At 40.3% G+C, this 17,174-nt stretch carries 20 protein-coding genes; 2 read left to right on the forward strand and 18 right to left on the reverse strand.

Annotated elements, in window-relative coordinates; translation table 11 throughout:
* Positions 1-4 precede the first annotated feature (4 nt).
* Positions 5-1,978, reverse strand: a complete 1,974-nt coding sequence (gene parE, locus NSS60_RS07845; RefSeq protein ID WP_340720773.1) for a DNA topoisomerase IV subunit B — start codon at positions 1,976-1,978, stop codon at positions 5-7.
* Between the two features lie 123 nt (positions 1,979-2,101).
* A complete protein-coding gene (locus NSS60_RS07850) occupies positions 2,102-2,506 on the reverse strand; it encodes a CoA-binding protein (RefSeq protein WP_004890457.1) in 405 nt (134 codons plus the stop codon).
* 135 nt (positions 2,507-2,641) lie between these two features.
* On the opposite strand from NSS60_RS07850, the gene plsY reads away from it, so the two are divergent.
* The gene (plsY, locus tag NSS60_RS07855; protein WP_035018654.1) at positions 2,642-3,223 is read left to right on the forward strand and encodes a glycerol-3-phosphate 1-O-acyltransferase PlsY; all 582 of its coding nucleotides are present in this window, start codon (positions 2,642-2,644) and stop codon (positions 3,221-3,223) included.
* The gene (locus NSS60_RS07860) at positions 3,223-4,587 is read left to right on the forward strand and encodes an RsmF rRNA methyltransferase first C-terminal domain-containing protein (protein ID WP_088223308.1); all 1,365 of its coding nucleotides are present in this window, start codon (positions 3,223-3,225) and stop codon (positions 4,585-4,587) included. The genes plsY and NSS60_RS07860 overlap by 1 nt, the downstream gene beginning before the upstream one ends.
* Positions 4,588-4,617: 30 nt before the next feature.
* Here NSS60_RS07860 and NSS60_RS07865 read toward each other — a convergent pair whose 3' ends face one another.
* From NSS60_RS07865 to NSS60_RS07940, 16 genes are all read right to left on the reverse strand, one after another.
* Positions 4,618-5,178, reverse strand: coding sequence for a YpmS family protein (locus tag NSS60_RS07865; RefSeq protein WP_004890463.1), 561 nt, complete (start codon positions 5,176-5,178; stop codon positions 4,618-4,620).
* 3 nt (positions 5,179-5,181) lie between these two features.
* The gene (locus NSS60_RS07870) at positions 5,182-5,934 is read right to left on the reverse strand and encodes an SGNH/GDSL hydrolase family protein (RefSeq protein WP_004890466.1); all 753 of its coding nucleotides are present in this window, start codon (positions 5,932-5,934) and stop codon (positions 5,182-5,184) included.
* Positions 5,935-5,999: 65 nt separating this feature from the next.
* Positions 6,000-6,572, reverse strand: coding sequence for an SCO family protein (locus tag NSS60_RS07875; RefSeq protein WP_004890468.1), 573 nt, complete (start codon positions 6,570-6,572; stop codon positions 6,000-6,002).
* A 13-nt stretch (positions 6,573-6,585) separates the two neighbouring features.
* On the reverse strand, positions 6,586-7,428 hold the full coding sequence (locus tag NSS60_RS07880; RefSeq protein WP_004890470.1) for a DegV family protein: 843 nt from the start codon (positions 7,426-7,428) through the stop codon (positions 6,586-6,588).
* 141 nt (positions 7,429-7,569) lie between these two features.
* Entirely contained in the window at positions 7,570-7,821 is a 252-nt protein-coding gene (locus NSS60_RS07885) for a YpmP family protein (RefSeq protein ID WP_004890472.1), read from the reverse strand.
* 97 nt (positions 7,822-7,918) lie between these two features.
* Positions 7,919-9,187, reverse strand: coding sequence for a threonine ammonia-lyase IlvA (ilvA, locus tag NSS60_RS07890; RefSeq protein ID WP_004890473.1), 1,269 nt, complete (start codon positions 9,185-9,187; stop codon positions 7,919-7,921).
* A gap of 123 nt (positions 9,188-9,310) precedes the next feature.
* Positions 9,311-9,805, reverse strand: coding sequence for a dihydrofolate reductase (locus tag NSS60_RS07895; protein WP_004890475.1), 495 nt, complete (start codon positions 9,803-9,805; stop codon positions 9,311-9,313).
* A 13-nt stretch (positions 9,806-9,818) separates the two neighbouring features.
* Positions 9,819-10,613: a thymidylate synthase gene (gene thyA / locus NSS60_RS07900; protein WP_004890477.1), complete on the reverse strand. Its 795-nt coding sequence runs from the start codon at positions 10,611-10,613 to the stop codon at positions 9,819-9,821.
* Positions 10,614-10,701: 88 nt separating this feature from the next.
* A complete protein-coding gene (gene hypE / locus NSS60_RS07905; protein WP_004890479.1) occupies positions 10,702-11,694 on the reverse strand; it encodes a hydrogenase expression/formation protein HypE in 993 nt (330 codons plus the stop codon).
* 3 nt (positions 11,695-11,697) lie between these two features.
* Positions 11,698-12,798: a hydrogenase formation protein HypD gene (hypD, locus tag NSS60_RS07910; RefSeq protein ID WP_004890482.1), complete on the reverse strand. Its 1,101-nt coding sequence runs from the start codon at positions 12,796-12,798 to the stop codon at positions 11,698-11,700.
* Positions 12,767-13,006, reverse strand: coding sequence for a HypC/HybG/HupF family hydrogenase formation chaperone (locus tag NSS60_RS07915; protein WP_003397236.1), 240 nt, complete (start codon positions 13,004-13,006; stop codon positions 12,767-12,769). Before NSS60_RS07915 ends, hypD begins: the two co-directional genes overlap by 32 nt.
* Positions 12,997-15,276, reverse strand: a complete 2,280-nt coding sequence (hypF, locus tag NSS60_RS07920) for a carbamoyltransferase HypF (protein WP_340720774.1) — start codon at positions 15,274-15,276, stop codon at positions 12,997-12,999. Before hypF ends, NSS60_RS07915 begins: the two co-directional genes overlap by 10 nt.
* Positions 15,249-15,920, reverse strand: a complete 672-nt coding sequence (gene hypB, locus NSS60_RS07925) for a hydrogenase nickel incorporation protein HypB (protein ID WP_035018657.1) — start codon at positions 15,918-15,920, stop codon at positions 15,249-15,251. Before hypB ends, hypF begins: the two co-directional genes overlap by 28 nt.
* Entirely contained in the window at positions 15,917-16,276 is a 360-nt protein-coding gene (locus NSS60_RS07930; RefSeq protein WP_003397239.1) for a hydrogenase maturation nickel metallochaperone HypA/HybF, read from the reverse strand. Before NSS60_RS07930 ends, hypB begins: the two co-directional genes overlap by 4 nt.
* Complete coding sequence (locus NSS60_RS07935) at positions 16,269-16,688, reverse strand: hypothetical protein (RefSeq protein WP_004890490.1); 420 nt, start codon at positions 16,686-16,688, stop codon at positions 16,269-16,271. Before NSS60_RS07935 ends, NSS60_RS07930 begins: the two co-directional genes overlap by 8 nt.
* Positions 16,685-17,173, reverse strand: a complete 489-nt coding sequence (locus tag NSS60_RS07940; protein WP_004890493.1) for a HyaD/HybD family hydrogenase maturation endopeptidase — start codon at positions 17,171-17,173, stop codon at positions 16,685-16,687. Before NSS60_RS07940 ends, NSS60_RS07935 begins: the two co-directional genes overlap by 4 nt.
* Between the last annotated feature and the right edge of the window lies 1 nt (position 17,174).

Genomic DNA, 17,174 nt, shown 5'->3' on the forward strand with positions numbered 1-17,174 from the left:
TCCCTTATTCCCCCTCAGCTGTCATCACATGATCGTTTTCTAAAATATTCATATCGTCCTCTAAACCGAATTGCACATTTGATTCAATCCATTTCCTTCTCGGTTCTACTTTATCGCCCATTAATGTTGTTACACGACGTTCTGCACGGGCTGCATCATCAATACGAACACGAATAAGCGTCCGTGTTTCAGGGTTCATTGTCGTCTCCCATAATTGATCGGCATTCATCTCACCGAGTCCTTTGTAACGTTGAATTGTATATCCTTTCCCGACCTTTTTCAAAATCGACTGCAATTGTTCATCCGTCCATGCATATTCCACAACTTCCTTTTTGCCAACTTTTTTACTCACTTTATACAGCGGTGGAAGAGCGATAAACACTTTGCCCGCTTCAATAAGCGGTCGCATATAGCGATAAAAGAACGTTAACAACAATACTTGAATATGCGCACCGTCTGTATCCGCGTCAGTCATAATGATCACTTTGTCATAATGAATATCATCGAGTGAAAAATCAGCCCCGACACCGCCACCAATGGTATGAATGATTGTATTAATTTCTTCGTTTTTAAAAATATCGGTTAATTTCGCTTTTTCCGTGTTAATCACTTTTCCACGAAGAGGTAATACAGCTTGAAAGCGACGATCACGACCTTGTTTCGCAGATCCACCAGCTGAATCCCCTTCAACTAAATACAACTCATTTTTTTTGGGATTTCGCGTTTGAGCAGGCGTTAACTTTCCGCTTAATACGTGCTCTTTTCCCTTGCGCTTTTTCCCCGACCTTGCTTCTTCCCGAGCTTTTCGTGCAGCCTCACGCGCTTGAAACGCGCGAATCGCTTTTTTAATTAACAGCGTTGCAATATCTGGGTTTTCATTTAAAAAATACGTCAGTTTTTCACTAACGACAACTTCAACAGCGGAACGAGCTTCAGGTGTTCCTAATTTGCCTTTCGTTTGCCCTTCAAATTGCAAAAGTGCTTCTGGAATGCGAACAGAAATGATGGCAGATAATCCTTCACGGATGTCTGTCCCTTCTAAGTTTTTATCTCTTTCTTTTAATAAACCTACTTTTCGTGCATATTCATTAAACACGCGAGTCATCGCTGTTTTAGCCCCAATTTCATGCGTCCCTCCATCTTTCGTACGGACATGGTTTACAAAAGAAAGCATGTTTTCTGAGTATCCGTCATGAAATTGGAAAGCAAACTCGACTTCAATATCACTTTGCTCACCATTAAAAAATACAACAGGGTGAAGCGCGTCTTTTTCCTCATTTAAATATTGCACAAACGCCTCAATGCCGTTTTCGTAATAAAATGTATCGCGCAAACCTGTTCGTTCATCGTATAATTCAATTTTTAACCCCTTTAATAAAAATGCAGATTCTCTCAACCGTTCACTAATCGTTTCGTAATGAAACGTCGTTGTGCTAAAAATCGTTGGGTCTGGTTTGAATTGAATTTTTGTCCCTGTTTGTTTTGTTACTCCGATTTTCTCAAGTGTAGTCACAGGTTTTCCACCATGTTCAAACCGTTGATAATATATAAACCCATCACGATGAATGGTCACTTCTAACCACTCAGACAAAGCATTCACAACAGAAGCGCCAACACCGTGTAACCCACCGCTCGTTTTATAGCCACCTTGCCCAAATTTTCCTCCAGCATGTAATACCGTTAAAATAACTTCGGGAGTCGGCTTTCCTAACTTATGCATGCCTGTAGGCATCCCACGTCCTTCATCTTGCACGCTTACACTTTGATCGTTATGTATCGTTACAACAATGCGTCTCCCATATCCTGCGAGCGCCTCATCAACCGCATTATCAACAATTTCATATACAAGATGATGCAAACCGCGACTATCTGTACTTCCAATATACATCCCCGGACGTTTACGAACCGCCTCTAACCCTTCTAACACTTGAATGGCGTCTTCGTTATATGTAAGAAGCTGCTTATCTGTCACAATCATTCCCCTTTCACAACAAGAACATTTGTTTCTGTTTTTTTTGACTTTCTCTATTTTAACATACATTCGTAAAACGTCCAACGTCGTGAAGAAAAAGAACGACCATTACAAAAAGAATGGTCGTTTTTACCGTGTGAGCGCATGTTCTACTTTGATGCAGCGATCCATCACAACCGTATACCCTTTTTTTGTTAAATCATGATATACGCCTTCATCATATACACCTAATTGCGCCCAAAACACGTCTGCATCCATTTGAACAAACTGTTCAGCGATTTCACGCAAATGTTCAGAGCGACGGAACACATTAACAATATCGACATGTCCTTCGATATCTGTTAACGTAGCAACGGCTGGAATGCCTTCCCACTCTTTAATAAGAGGGTTAACCGGAATAATGTCGTAGCCTGCCTCTTTCATTGCTTTTGCAACCATATAAGATGTACGCTCCGGACGATCTGACAATCCTACCACAGCAATTCGCTTCGCCTTGTTTAAAATTTGTTTAATTTGTTCACGACTTGGACCCATATCATCTACCTCCCATAATAAACTAGTACTTCTTCATGTAAAAAAATAATCCTGCCTTCATTTTTTAAAAAAGCATGTTACAATAAAAACATAACATCCATAGAGGAACTATGAATGGAGTAGAGGGGGCATATGATGTCTGTTTTGCTTGTGATTTTCAGTTACTTACTTGGTTCAATTCCGTTCGCATTGATCGTTGGAAAAATAGGGTATGGAATTGACATACGTGAACACGGGAGCGGCAATTTAGGTGGAACAAATACATTTCGCGTGCTCGGTGGAAAAGCGGGATTAATTGTGACAATTGCTGATATTTTAAAAGGGACGTTAGCCGCGAGTCTACCTATATTGTTTTCTGTAGATATTCACCCGCTTCTTACAGGAATGTTTGCTGTGTTTGGTCATACATATCCGGTGTTTGCTCAATTTCGCGGTGGAAAAGCGGTTGCTACATCTGGTGGAGTGTTGTTATTTTATTCACCCGTTCTATTTATGACGATGTTAGCTGTCTTTTTTCTCATTCTATATATATCAAAATACGTTTCACTTTCATCTATGTTAACAGGCGTGTATGCGACCGTCTATGCATTCGTGTGGACAGATGACGTTCCTTTGCGCATTGTCGTCACATTATTAACACTTTTTGTGTTTTATCGTCACCGAGCGAACATAAAACGTATTTTAAACAAAACAGAACCGAAAGTGAAGTGGTTATAGTGGCTACATGTCATTTACCAAAACAATTTGTAACGAAAATGAATGCTTTGCTTCGAGATGAAGCGGAGCGTTTTTTTGCGACGTACAATGAAGAAAAAGTCAACGGTTTACGGATCAATTCATTGAAAGTATCACCATCAACATTTTTAAACATAAGCCCATGGGAACTTGAACCGATCCCTTTTTGTCCTACAGGATTTTATTATTACAACGCCCAACCCGGAAAACATCCATATCATGCTGCCGGATTGTATTACATTCAAGAACCTAGCGCCATGTTTGTCGCTGAAGTGCTTGCCCCATCTCCAGGAGAACGAGTGCTCGACTTATGCGCAGCACCGGGGGGGAAAACGACACAATTAGCAGCGATGATGAATAACGAAGGTTTTCTACTGGCAAACGAAATTCATCCAAAACGCGTCAAAGCTTTATCTGAAAATATTGAACGGCTCGGAATTACAAATACTGTTGTGACAAATGAAACGCCTGAAAAATTATCGGAAACGTTTGAAGAGTTTTTTGATAAAATTTTAGTTGACGCTCCATGTTCAGGAGAAGGCATGTTTCGAAAAGACGCAGAAGCGATCCAATTTTGGAGTTTAGAACACGTTCAAAAATGTGCACAAACACAACGGCACATTTTATCATGTGCTTATAAGATGTTAAGCGAAGGAGGCACACTCGTTTACTCGACATGCACATTTTCTCCAGAAGAAAACGAGCAAATCATTGACTGGTTTTTAGCAACTTACGAGGATATGGAATTAATACCAATTGAAAAAGAAGATGGTATTCAACCAGGTGTGTCACATTGGACAAACACACATCGTGGAAACATTGCACATACAGCAAGGCTCTGGCCGCATCATCTAAAAGGGGAAGGACATTTCGTTGCGAAAATGCGCAAACGAGGGAGCACAAAACATTGGAATGGAAAAACAGTTGCATGTAACGTCCCTAAAGTGATGTGGCGTGATTATGAAACGTTTATGAATCATACCATCCAAACACCAATAAAAGGAACGATGTATGCGTTTGGCACGCACTTATTTGCCCTCCCACATTCATGCCCTCGCTTAGATGGTTTAAAAGTCGTCCGCCCTGGTCTCCATATCGGGGAATGGAAAAAAAATCGCTTTGAACCAAACCACGCTTTAGCGATGGCATTAACAAAACAACAAGTACAAGCATATCTGTCTCTTACATTTGAAGAAAGCCTCCGATATATGAAAGGAGAAACATTACAAACGAACGGAGATCGTGGATGGATATTAGTGACTATTGATGGATATCCGCTTGGTTGGGGCAAAGAAGTAAAAGGAGTTGTAAAAAACTTTTATCCTAAAGGATTGCGAATCAAATAGGATGTCCCTCAGTAATGAGAGACATCCTCATTATTTTGTTATAGTAACTGTAAAAGTGATATCATTTTTATTTAAATCGAACGTTTTCGCCTTCAACACGAGTCCTTCTTTTATACGAATGTTGCTTACAACAATATAAATGCGTTCATGTTTCGCATCGATTTTCACCCAATTTGGCAATGAAGCATGTTTATTGATATACGTTAATACATACGGTACAGGTAAACGGAGTTGCCCAAACGTCATCGTCGGATGAGCAAGTACAACATGACCATTCTCATCCACCTTTGGATCAAATGCCATTGTCAAATCAACAGGCTTTCCAAATATCGGGATAGCACTTGTTATATACAACCGATCAGCTAATTGAACATTGTAAGGCAAACCACCTTTTTTTTCATGCTTCTGAATATAGTCGTTCACTAACGCATTTAGATGTTGTTTAGATGTTTGAACAGTAAATGTCGGTCCTTCCACGTTAACATTCGATATATATGGGGAAGGAGATGATTGAAACATATAAAAAAGTAATAACGCCATCACTAAACTATTTATTCCTAACAAACTAAAAAATAACACTTTCCACTTCACTATTTATTCTCCTATCCATTCTTCGTGTTTTTGTAGATGTTCATACATACGTTGTGCGATTAGTTCATAGCCACGTGTGTTCGGATGAAATTGATCGTCATACAATATATCATCACGTTCTTCAAACAAATCGTCAATAGGTACAAATAGCGCACGATCATAACGCGAGATCACTTTCTTACTTCCCTCGTTCCACATGTGTATAATCTCATCCATTTCTGGTATATTTGGAAATGCTGAAGAAAACGGATTGTATAACCCGCTAAGTACAATATAAGCATCTGGATTCATATAGCGAAGAAGTTGCAATTGCTCGTCAAGTCGGGAAGCAAACATCTGTTGTTCTTTAACAAACAATTCATACGTTAAGGATAAAAAATGTGACCGGACAACTTTCATGACATCGTTTCCGCCAATTGTAATCAAAATAACATCTGCTTTTCGAATGACCGATTCATTGTTCATGATGACATCAGTTAGTTGTTCACTACGCAACCCCCGTTTGCCAAAATTTTGAACAAACACCTTATTCACATCTTCACGTTGCTCTAAATATTGCTTAATGAATGTGACATAGCCACCTTTACCATCCCCTACCCCTTTCGTTAACGAATCACCTAACGCTACAACATGTAAATCACGTGGCTTTATTTGTTCTTGTTCATTTTCTTGTATGGTCGTTGGGACAGTAGTTGTAGAGGTCGAGGAACATCCGACTAAACATACACAAAGAAATAGAAGAAGCAGTTTGTTCATATGGGCTCCCCTCTCTATAAAAGAAAAGACAAAAATGACACGGTCATCATTTTTGTCTGCATATGTTATTCTTGTAACATGTCAATATGTTTTAAAATTTCTTCGTACGGTACATCGTTTAAGCCACTATAATACTTCACGATCGTTCCATTTTGGTCAACGAGATAGAAATCTGTACCGTGAATGACTTGATCCCCTTCTTGTGGCTTTTTTACAACGGCTTTAAAGTTTTTCTGCGCAAAGCGTTCAATGTCTTGTTGGGTGTAACCTGTAAGTAAGTGCCAATTACTTAAATCTCCTTGAAACTTTTCAACATACGTTTTTAACGCATCTGGTGTATCGTTTTCGGGATCTACACTAAATGAAACAAAGTGCACATCTAACCCTTTTTCCTTAGCCATTTTTTGTAGTTTCGCCATATTTGCTGTCATCGGTGGACAAACGTCAGTACATCGTGTGAAAATAAAATCGGCTACCCACACTTTTCCTTTTAAATCAGCTAGACCAAACTGTTGACCATGTTGGTCAGTAAATGTGAAATCTTCGATCGGCCAATTTTTTGCATCTGGAATCGCTTGCTGACAAGCGACAAGCGACAACAAAAGCACAGCAAACAGCCATAAGCGTATACGCTTCACCTTTTATGTCCTCCTATTCCGTATAGTACATAAACCCTATCGCTCCTGGACCTGTATGTGTCGAAATGATTGGAGTTGTATACACAATGTCCGTCTGTGTCCATCCTGTCGTTTCCGCAATGGATTGTTTTAATCGTTCACTTAAATCAAGCGCCTCTGCGTGAGCAATTCCGACTGCTCGAACTTTTTTTCCCTTCGTATGTTCAACAAATTGATTGGTTAAATATTTGACAATTTGGGACTGGCTCCGAACTTTTGTGACAGGCGTATATACCCCATCTTCTAATGAAGCGATCGGTTTGATGTTTAGTAACGAACCTATCATCGCTTTCCCTCGTCCAATACGTCCACCTTTGACGAGATTTTCAAGCGTATCAACAACAACGAATAAATGTGTATTCGCACGAACTGTATCGAGATGGGAAACAATCTCTGATACTGTCTTTCCCTCAGAGACCATTTTGACCGCTTCTAATACTTGAAAGCCAAGTGCAAGAGAAATAAAGCGTGAGTCGACAACGGTGACGTTCGTCTTTGTCATCGCAGCTGCACTTTCGGCAGAGCGCACCGTTCCGCTCATTCCTCCTGTCATATGAATCGAGATAACATCGTATCCCGCTTCTCCAAGTTCATCATACACTTGTAAAAACTGTCCTGCAGACGGTTGAGAGCTTTTCGGAAGTTCATTTGCTTGTTTCATTTTTTCAATAAATTGTTGTGGAGTTAGGTCAATACCATCTAAATATGTTTCCCCATCAATAGAGATGGATAATGGAACGACACGAATGTCCCACGCTTCAATTATTTCTTTTGGTAAATCGACCGTAGAGTCTGTTACAATTTTTACTTTACTCATTTTTTCACTTCCTGTATTTCATTCTAAAATTTTCGTACGGTGAAATTATATAATAAAATCGCCCTGCGTGTCTTCGTTTTCATAAAATTTTTTGTAAAAAAAGAGCTGATTTGCACATTAGCAAAACAGCTCCTTCGTCATTTATGCATTGTTTTTTAAAATTTCAGATTTAAATATTTGTTCGTATACCGGCCACTTCAACACACGTTTTAAATAATCTTTAAACGAATGCACCTTCTTTGTTTTTTTGCTCGCATACACTTGTGCAATAAACGTTTGTAACCTTACTTTTACCATAAATTGATAAGGGTTATCGTCCTCCAATACCGGAATTTCAATAATTTTTACTTTTTGCCCATCTACGTTTTTAAACTCTAGGCTTTTGAATAACAAAATATCAATCCTCTTTTTTGACCGATTTACTTATATTATACACGATTTTTGTGTTGAAGTATGTCACATTTCGTCATCGACTTATAAAAAATTTTTGTCAAATGAGCAAATGGAATAAACTACTATCTTTATTCACTTCCATAAACGGAAAACCTTTTTTCTTCATTCGTTCGATAAGCGGACCGTAATCTTCACGACATTTTAATTCAATGCCAACGAGAGCGGGGCCGCTGTCTTTATTATTTTTTTTCGTATATTCAAAGAGTGTAATGTCGTCTGTTGGTCCTAATACTTCATCGAGAAATTCACGTAAAGCGCCTGCACGTTGTGGAAAATTCACAATAAAATAATGTTGAAGTCCTTCATAAATCATAGATCGTTCTTTAATTTCTTGCATACGTCCAATATCGTTGTTTCCTCCACTAATAATGCAAACAACCGTTTTGCCACGAATGTGATCTTTATATAAGTCAAGTGCAGCAACTGGCAACGCTCCAGCAGGTTCTACAACGATCGCATTCTCGTTATAAAGTTGCAAAATTGTTGTGCACACTTTTCCTTCAGGAACGACTACAATATCGTCAACGAGCTCTTTCGCTAACGTAAATGTCTTTTCACCCACGCGCTTGACTGCTGCACCATCTACAAATGGGTCGATTCCATTTAAAGTAACGACTTCTTTTGCTTCAAACGATTTTTTCATCGAAGGAGCTCCTTCAGGTTCGATACCGATTAATTTTGTCGTTGGTGAAATGCTTTTTATATACGTACCGACACCAGAAATAAGCCCTCCCCCGCCAATACTTGCGAACACATAGTCGATCGGCTCTTCACAATCATTTAAAATTTCAACCCCGACCGTTCCCTGTCCAGCAATGACAGCCTCATCATCAAACGGATGGATAAACGTTCGTTGCTCTTTTTTGGCACAAACAATCGCCTGCTCATAAGAGTCATCAAATGTATCACCAACTAAAATGATATCAACAAATTCTCGACCAAAAAATTGTACTTGTGATACTTTTTGGCGTGGAGTGGTAGACGGCATATAAATTTTACCGTGTACGCCAAGTACTCGACACGAATAAGCAACGCCTTGGGCGTGATTTCCTGCACTTGCACAGACAACGCCGTTTTTCTTTTCTTCTTCACATAAACTTTTCATTCGATAATATGCCCCGCGAATTTTAAACGATCGAACGATTTGTAAATCTTCCCGTTTAAAGTATACGTGGCAATCATAACGTTCTGAAAGCAATTCATTTTTTTGTAAAGGAGTATGATACACGACATCTTTTAACGTTTGATAAGCAATTAAAATATCTTCTACGTATACGCCATGTTTTCGTTTTACTTGTTGTTCCATTTTCTCGTTTCCTTTCCGTTTGTAATTTCGTCGTCAAAATTATGTTATTCTAAAATATATCATATTTTCGAATAAAGAAAAGTAAATTTTCTAAAAATTATCCGAAAAAATAAAGCTCGCTTGTTATTTGCGAGCTATTCGTTTGTATATGCAAAATGTATGTGGATAGCGATTTTTTTCATCTTGCACGCCAGGCTGTACTGAGCAGAGCTCCCATTGCTGTTCATCAATGTTTGGAAAAAATGTATCCCCATTAAACGTTGCATCAATATGTGTAACGTACAATCGATCAGCTATCGGCATCGCTTGTTCAAATACTTGTGCCCCTCCTATAACGAATACATGACCGTATTGTTGTTCGACTTGTTTTATGTCATCAATCGAATGAATAACTTGACAACAAGAGATGTTCAAGACGGACTTGTCGCGTGTAAGTATGATATTCGTTCTTCCTGGCAAGGGGCGACCTATTGATTCAAACGTTTTTCTTCCCATCACAATCGGATGTCCCATCGTTACTTGCTTAAAATAAGCTAAATCCGCCGGCAAATGCCAAGGTAACGTATTGTTATAACCAATCACCCGATTGCGATCCATCGCAACAATAATAGAGATCAACTAAATCACTTCCTTATACAGACACGTCCGCTTTAATATGCGGATGTGGATCATAATCAACAATTTCAAAATCTTCAAAACGATACTCAAAAATAGAAGCAGGCTTTCGTTTGATTATCAATTTCGGGAGCGGTCGCGGTTCTCTCGTTAACTGCAATTTTGCTTGCTCAATATGGTTCATATATAAATGGACATCACCGCCAGTAAAAATAAGTTCTTTTGGCTGCAGATCGCATTGTTGAGCAACCATATATGTAAGTAACGCGTAGCTTGCGATATTGAACGGAAGACCTAAAAACGTATCGACAGATCGCTGTTGCCACATGCATGATAATGTCCCATTTTCCACATAAAACTGAAAAGCATAATGACAAGGTGGCAATTTCATATGATCTAATTCTGCAACGTTCCACGCGCTCACTAAAAGACGGCGGGAGTTTGGATTTGTTTTTATTTGTTCAATCACTTCACTTATTTGATCAATTGTTCGACCATCGGCCCCTTTCCATGAACGCCATTGCGCTCCGTACACCGGTCCTAAATCCCCGTTTTCATCTGCCCATTCATCCCAAATCGTTACACCATTTTCTTTTAAATAACGAATATTTGTCTCTCCACTCAAAAACCAAAGCAATTCGTGGATGATCGAACGAATATGTAATTTTTTTGTCGTAAGCAAAGGAAAACCTTCACGTAAATCGAATCGTAATTGACGTCCGAATACGGAAATCGTCCCCGTTCCTGTGCGATCGTCCTTATACACCCCGTTTTGTAAAATATCTTCAAGTAATTGTAAATATTGCTTCATAACACCCTCACCTTCTTTTATATACTGTCATTTATTATGACATAAAGCATACAACTAGGAAAGAAAAAACCGTAGGACAATCCTACGGCTAACAAATACGTGGTAACATTAATCCTGTTAATCGATATAATCGTCTTGTTGTCCCGAGCGGCGTCCGCAATAAAAGCTGACCTTTATTTGTTGCCCGAACAGTTCCAATCACAGCAGCATCTTTTCCCTCTGGTTGCGAACGGAGCGCATCAAGCACTGCTTGTTCATCTTCTTTTGGAACGATCATGACTACTTTTCCCTCATTGGCTAAGTAAAGAGGATCAAAACCAAGTAATTCACATGCCCCTTTGACTTCTTTCTTCACTGGGATACATTCTTCCTCTAATTCAATCGTTACACCGAAATCTTCACAAATTTCTACAAGAGTGGTCGCTAGCCCACCGCGCGTTGGATCGCGCATCAGTCGAATGCGCTGACTTGCCTCTAAAGCTTTTGCGACGAGTAGATACAATGAAGTACAGTCGCTCTCAATCGTTGATACAAGCCCTAATTCTCCTCGTGCAACTAATACAGCTACACCATGATCTCCAACCGAACCACTGACAATAACCGAGTCCCCTTCATCCATGTTCCGTTCAAGCGGGTGCGAAATAATGCCAATTCCTGTTGTATTAATATATAATCCATCTGCACTTCCACGTTCAACAACTTTTGTATCCCCTGCAACAATTGCTACATTTGTTTTTTTCGCTTCTTCTGCCATCGATTGAACGACTGTTTTTAAATGACGAATAGGAAACCCCTCTTCAATAATAAAGCTACACGTTAATACTTTTGGGATCGCCCCAACAACTGCTAAATCGTTTATTGTTCCAGCTACCGCTAACTTTCCGATATTTCCACCCGGAAAGAAAATTGGCTTGATGACAAAACTATCCGTTGTCACAGCGAGCTCATGTGTTCCTAACGCAAACGTAGCGGCATCAAACTTTGCATGACGCTCATTACGAAACGTAGAAACAAAAACATCTGTAATTAGTTTGTGAGCTAACTCCCCACCATCCCCATGCGCAAGCGTTATTCGCTCCATTCGTTACTCCTCCCTCATATATTGATAATAAGCTGCACAACTACCTTCCGACGATACCATACATGGACCAATTGGATTGAGGGGTGTACATGCTCTCCCAAACAACGCACATTGAGGTGGATCAATGAGACCACGAATCACTTCACCACATCGACATTTTGTTCGACGTGGTTCACGTGTTGGAATAGGAAATTTCACCTTAGCGTTAAACTGATTATACTCACTCTTAAAATCCATTCCACTATCAAAAATGACACCGATGCCACGCCACGCCTCGTCACATAATGTAAAGTAATGATTCATCCAATATTTTGCCTGCACATTTCCTTGTTCAGTCACAACACTTTTGTAATCATTTAATACAACAGCGCGTTGTTCAAGCGATAGCAGCAACAAATGACGAAGTGCACTTAACATATCAAGCGCTTCAAACCCGCTAATTACTGCAGGTATATTGTATTCTGTTGCTAAAAATTCAAAATGTTTTCTTCCCATTACCATCGATACGTGTCCAGGGAGTAAAAATCCATCTAATGCCACTTCTCCGTCATGAAGCAACTGGCGTAAAATCGGTTCCACTAGCTTTGTGGACATCCACATAGAAAAATTTCTTACTTGTTTCTCTTCCGCTTCTTTTACAGCTGCAGCTAAAATCGGAATCGTCGTTTCAAACCCTATGCCTAAAAAAATAACTTCTTGATGTGGGTGTTGTTCGGCGATGCGAACGGCATCAACAGGAGAATAGACAACTCGTACATCTTTTCCTTCTGTCTTCGCTTGCATCAACGTACCATAAGATCCTGGCACTCGAACCATATCGCCAAATGTACAAATGATTCGATTCACACCATCTGTCAAAGAAATCATTGCATCAATCGTTACTTGATCAGTGACACAAACAGGGCAACCAGGGCCAGAAATAAGACGAACGTATCCTTCAAGCGCTTTTTTCACCCCTGTACGAGCGAGAGCCATGGTATGTGAACCACAAACTTCCATGAAGGAAGGTATTCGCCCGAACGTTTGTTGAAACCGATCGGCTAACGTCTTCACTTCCTGTAACAGCATTTGACTAAGTGTTGAGTGATCCGTCACTTCTAGCATCGACTAACTTCCTCCATTCTTCTAAACTTTCTTGTGCATATTGCTCGTCAATAATAGACATCGCCTGGCCAGCGTGCACAATGACATAATCACCGATTTTCACTTCAGGAACAAAAATGATTCCAACGTTCATTTGTGAGCCCATCACGTCGACTAACGCAGAAAAACCTTCGATATGTAACACTTTTGCCGGCACTCCTACACACATGCCTGTCCCCTCCTATGTGCTGCAATCATTAACTGTCCAAGTGCTAATCCTCCATCGTTGCACGGTACTTTTTGATGTGTATAAACATTGAATCCAAGTTGAGAAAACTCTTGGCGAAGCCGTTTAACGATGTAGCGGTTATGCATACTTCCGCCTGATAAAACGATGTTACGCTCATATGTTGGATGTTGTTGCAAAGCAAGACGAACCATTTCAACAGACGCCTGAACAACTGTTTCGTGAAAACGTCCAGCAACGGTATTCGTTTGTACACCGTCATCGACATCTCTTATGATCGCCCGCCACATTTCTTTTAAATCAATTTCCCATGTTTCACGTCTTTCTACATTAAACGGATAAGCCTCATATATTTTCGTATCATCAATCAATTCGGAAAGCCGAATCGCCGCTTCCCCGTCATATGTGCTATGCGTACAAACATATAAGAAGGCGCTCACAGCATCAAACAATCGACCGCACGTCCCTGCTAGAGGGGAATGTAGCCCTTTTTCGATCATTTGTCTCAGCACATCAACGTCTCTCGCTCGCTCTATAAATCGTTGCTGCGCTAAAGCGTATCCTTCTTCCCCTAAATAGTATCCAAGCATGCCAACTGTTGTACGCCACGGTTCTTTCGCACAACGTTCTCCACCAGGAAGTGGGGTATATGTCAAATGTCCGATTCTTTCATATTGCAAAGCGTTTCCGTATAACAACTCAAACCCCCATATATGCCCATCTTCGCCGTACCCTGTTCCATCTAAAATTAGACCAAAACATGAAGTTGAGATATGGTTTTCTTCCATACATGAAACCATATGCGCATGATGATGCTGTACAGCTACAATGTCGGCATCCCATTGTTTTGCGATGTTCCACGTTTCGTAGTTTGGATGTAAATCAACAGCAATAATTTTAGGTGTTACTCCCATCCACGTGCGTAAATGTTCGTATTCTCTCTCAAAATGTTCGATTACTTCTACATGTTCTAAATCGCCTATATGGGGCCCTAAAAAAATTTGCTGGTGTCTCCCGAACGCAAATACATTTTTTTGCTGCCCACCAAGCGCTACAATCTCATGTACATCTTGCTTTGTCCATAATGGATCTGGAACGAAGCCACGCGCCCGTCGAATGAAATGGGTGTTCCCATTTTCTATTTGGACAACAGAATCATCAAGCGGATGTACAATTGGGCGATTATGAACGAGAAAATAATCCGCAATGTTTTGCAAATCACAAAAAGCCCGTTCATCTTCGTATATGATCGGTGCTCCTGAACGATTAGCACTTGTCATGACAATGACAGGTAATTGATCATCCAACAATAAATGATGGAGGGGAGTGTACGGCAACATCACCCCAACCGTTTGTAACCCAGGAGCGACCAACGAAGCAATCATTGTGTTTTTTCTTTGTTTAACAACAACGATCGGGGCTTCCGGCGAGGTTAACAATTGTTTTTCTTCCTCCGTTACGTCACATAATTGTTCTACAATGTCAACAGAAGCAGCCATCACAGCCAACGGTCGATTTGGCCGTTGTTTTCGCATTCTTAATTGTTGAACAGCCCTTTCATTTGTCGCATCACATGCTAAGTGATATCCGCCTAAGCCTTTAATCGCAACAATTGCCCCGGCTTGAATATACGCCCTCGCCTGCTCGATCGCATCCCCCTGTACCATTTTTCCATCACGGTTTCGTAGCATGATAGAAGGACCACACGCTGGACAAGCAATAGGCTGAGCGTGATGGCGACGATTCATAGGATCGTTATATTCCTCGTTACATCGTTTACACATTGGAAATGAATACATCGATGTAAACGGGCGGTCATACGGTAGCTGTTCAATAATCGTGTAGCGTGGGCCGCATTGTGTACAATTAATGAACGGGTAACGATATCGATGATCATTTGGATCATACATTTCTCGCAAACAATCATTACAAACAGCTGTGTCGATCGGAATAACGAGCGAAGAACTTCCCGTTCGTTCGCTCGGAATAATGGAGAAATCGTTACATGCTTGCCATTGGGCTGCAGTCACAATCATTTCATCAATACAGGATAGTCGCGGGGCTTCTACCGGTAAAGAGTGAATAAATTGATCGACTGCGTAAGCATCCCCTTCAATATGAATAAAGACCCCGTCCATATTGTTTTGTACAATTCCTTTTACGTTATAACGCTTTGCGAGTGCGAAAATAAAAGGATGGAAGCCAACTCCTTGCACTCGTCCTTTTACCGTAATATTGACTGCTTTTTGCATCGGGCAACCCCTTCCCGAATCCAATGTAACCATTCATCCATACCTTCACCCGTTTTCGCAGATATCGTCAATAACCTAGACTGTGGGTTAATACACAATAAATCTTCTTTTGCTTGCTCTACGCTAAAATCAAGATACGGCAATAAATCTATTTTATTTAGTAAAACGAGTTCTGTTCGCATAAACATCGTCGGATATTTCGGTATTTTATCATTTCCTTCTGGTATGCTTAATACAGCCACCTTATGTTGCTGTCCTAAATCATAGCCAGAGGGACAAACAAGATTTCCGACATTTTCAATAAACAAAATATCGAGATGCTGAAAATTAAATTGGGGTAAAACAGCTGCAATCATGCGAGCGTCTAAATGACATCCTCCGTGCGTATTAATTTGCACAGCTTGCGCACCAAGAGCCCGAATACGTTCCGCATCTTTTTCTGTCGCTAAATCACCCTCGATGACCCCAATACGAAATTCACTAGCTAGCGCCTCAATCGTTTTCTCTAAAATCGTTGTCTTTCCTGCTCCTGGAGAGCTCATTATATTGATGACAAGCGTATTCGTTTCTTCGAACAATTGACGGTTAAACGCAGCCGCTCGGTTATTGTTTGTTAACACATCAACTTCCAATGTAATTCTCATGTTGTTAAACTCCCTTCATATGCTAGAATGCGAAATGTTTCCCCTGCTACAATGTTTCCGCTCGGAAGCAAGCATGTTGGACATTGCGTAATTTTTGTAGCTGGTTCATATTCTTTTCCGCAAATTGCACAAATTGCTCTCGCTCTTTCCATATGAATAACCAATTCAGCATCTGCCGTTAAGCAATTATCCGCTTGCACTTTATACACATCAAATGCAAACTGTAATGCATCTGGAAGCACATTGCTTAACGTACCAACTAACAACTCCACTTTTTTTACTTGTTTCATCTCTTTGCTTCGAGCGTCTTGCTCAATTAAATGAACGATTTCTCCCATCAACGCCATCTCATGCATACGAATCCCCTTCTATTTGCACATACCATTCATCTCCTTCTTGTTTTGTTTGGAGAATTGGCATATGCAACGTTCCTTCTTGTGACAATACGTACCATTCACGATCACAGTACAAGCAAATGAAACGATGATCTTGCTCGATATAATGTGGCATCACGTGACAGTGCGAACAAATCGCTTTTTTTACATGTAATGTTCCGGCATGTTTATAAACGACAATCGGAATGCGGGCAACGGTTTTCATTTCAACGCCATGTACATCGTCGCACAGGCCAATGGAATGCCACGTGCGATGACTAAAAAACAATGTTTTCACTTTTTCCACCTCATCTTCTAATAGCGGGGCAGAAGCTTCTTTCACCGTTTCCATTAAACTATTGCGCATCATCTTTAAAAATTGGAGACGATTCATGGAGTGTGACACCACTCTTCTATTTGACGCACAACTCGCTCGACAACATATGGAAGTTGTGCTTGCACAATTGGAGATAAATCTAAACCAAGAACTAGGGAGGCAGGTTGAACCCCGAATAACACCATTTGTTTTGGAATGGTTTGGCGTAGTTTCGCAGCTAATAACACTTCTTGAAAACCAAGTTGATGAATGGACATTTTCATTCCAAAATAAGCTGGAATTTCATCATCGACTAATGTAATAATCGTTCCCGCTTCTTTTCCTGCATTGACAGCATCGACTACCACTAAATACTCCGTCTCTTCGATTGTTCCAAGTAGCCGCATTCCATCGGTCGAACCCTCCACTACTTCAACATCTTCGTATTGCGCAAGCCTTTCTTCCAGTAATGGCAAAATATGAATGCCAACACCTTCCCTGAATCCGTGATGGTTGGAAATCAACTTTGATTTTGGTGTTAGTTCTATGGATATATGATCCATA

It is taken from the genome of Anoxybacillus sp. FSL W8-0382 (assembly GCF_038003845.1).
Classification (GTDB): domain Bacteria; phylum Bacillota; class Bacilli; order Bacillales; family Anoxybacillaceae; genus Anoxybacillus; species Anoxybacillus flavithermus_G.

What these genes read in the sequence shown, in the direction of transcription:
- parE (WP_340720773.1), bottom strand. Translation starts at nt 1,978, where the DNA reads ATGATTGTGACAGATAAGCAGCTTCTTACATATAACGAAGACGCCATT.
- NSS60_RS07850 (WP_004890457.1), bottom strand. Translation starts at nt 2,506, where the DNA reads ATGGGTCCAAGTCGTGAACAAATTAAACAAATTTTAAACAAGGCGAAG.
- plsY (WP_035018654.1), top strand. Translation starts at nt 2,642, where the DNA reads ATGTCTGTTTTGCTTGTGATTTTCAGTTACTTACTTGGTTCAATTCCG.
- NSS60_RS07870 (WP_004890466.1), bottom strand. Translation starts at nt 5,934, where the DNA reads ATGAACAAACTGCTTCTTCTATTTCTTTGTGTATGTTTAGTCGGATGT.
- NSS60_RS07880 (WP_004890470.1), bottom strand. Translation starts at nt 7,428, where the DNA reads ATGAGTAAAGTAAAAATTGTAACAGACTCTACGGTCGATTTACCAAAA.
- ilvA (WP_004890473.1), bottom strand. Translation starts at nt 9,187, where the DNA reads ATGGAACAACAAGTAAAACGAAAACATGGCGTATACGTAGAAGATATT.
- thyA (WP_004890477.1), bottom strand. Translation starts at nt 10,613, where the DNA reads ATGAAGCAATATTTACAATTACTTGAAGATATTTTACAAAACGGGGTG.
- hypE (WP_004890479.1), bottom strand. Translation starts at nt 11,694, where the DNA reads ATGGAGCGAATAACGCTTGCGCATGGGGATGGTGGGGAGTTAGCTCAC.
- hypD (WP_004890482.1), bottom strand. Translation starts at nt 12,798, where the DNA reads ATGCTAGAAGTGACGGATCACTCAACACTTAGTCAAATGCTGTTACAG.
- NSS60_RS07915 (WP_003397236.1), bottom strand. Translation starts at nt 13,006, where the DNA reads ATGTGTGTAGGAGTGCCGGCAAAAGTGTTACATATCGAAGGTTTTTCT.
- hypF (WP_340720774.1), bottom strand. Translation starts at nt 15,276, where the DNA reads ATGCAAAAAGCAGTCAATATTACGGTAAAAGGACGAGTGCAAGGAGTT.
- hypB (WP_035018657.1), bottom strand. Translation starts at nt 15,920, where the DNA reads ATGAGAATTACATTGGAAGTTGATGTGTTAACAAACAATAACCGAGCG.
- NSS60_RS07930 (WP_003397239.1), bottom strand. Translation starts at nt 16,276, where the DNA reads ATGCATGAGATGGCGTTGATGGGAGAAATCGTTCATTTAATTGAGCAA.
- NSS60_RS07935 (WP_004890490.1), bottom strand. Translation starts at nt 16,688, where the DNA reads ATGAATCGTCTCCAATTTTTAAAGATGATGCGCAATAGTTTAATGGAA.
- NSS60_RS07940 (WP_004890493.1), bottom strand. Translation starts at nt 17,173, where the DNA reads ATGGATCATATATCCATAGAACTAACACCAAAATCAAAGTTGATTTCC.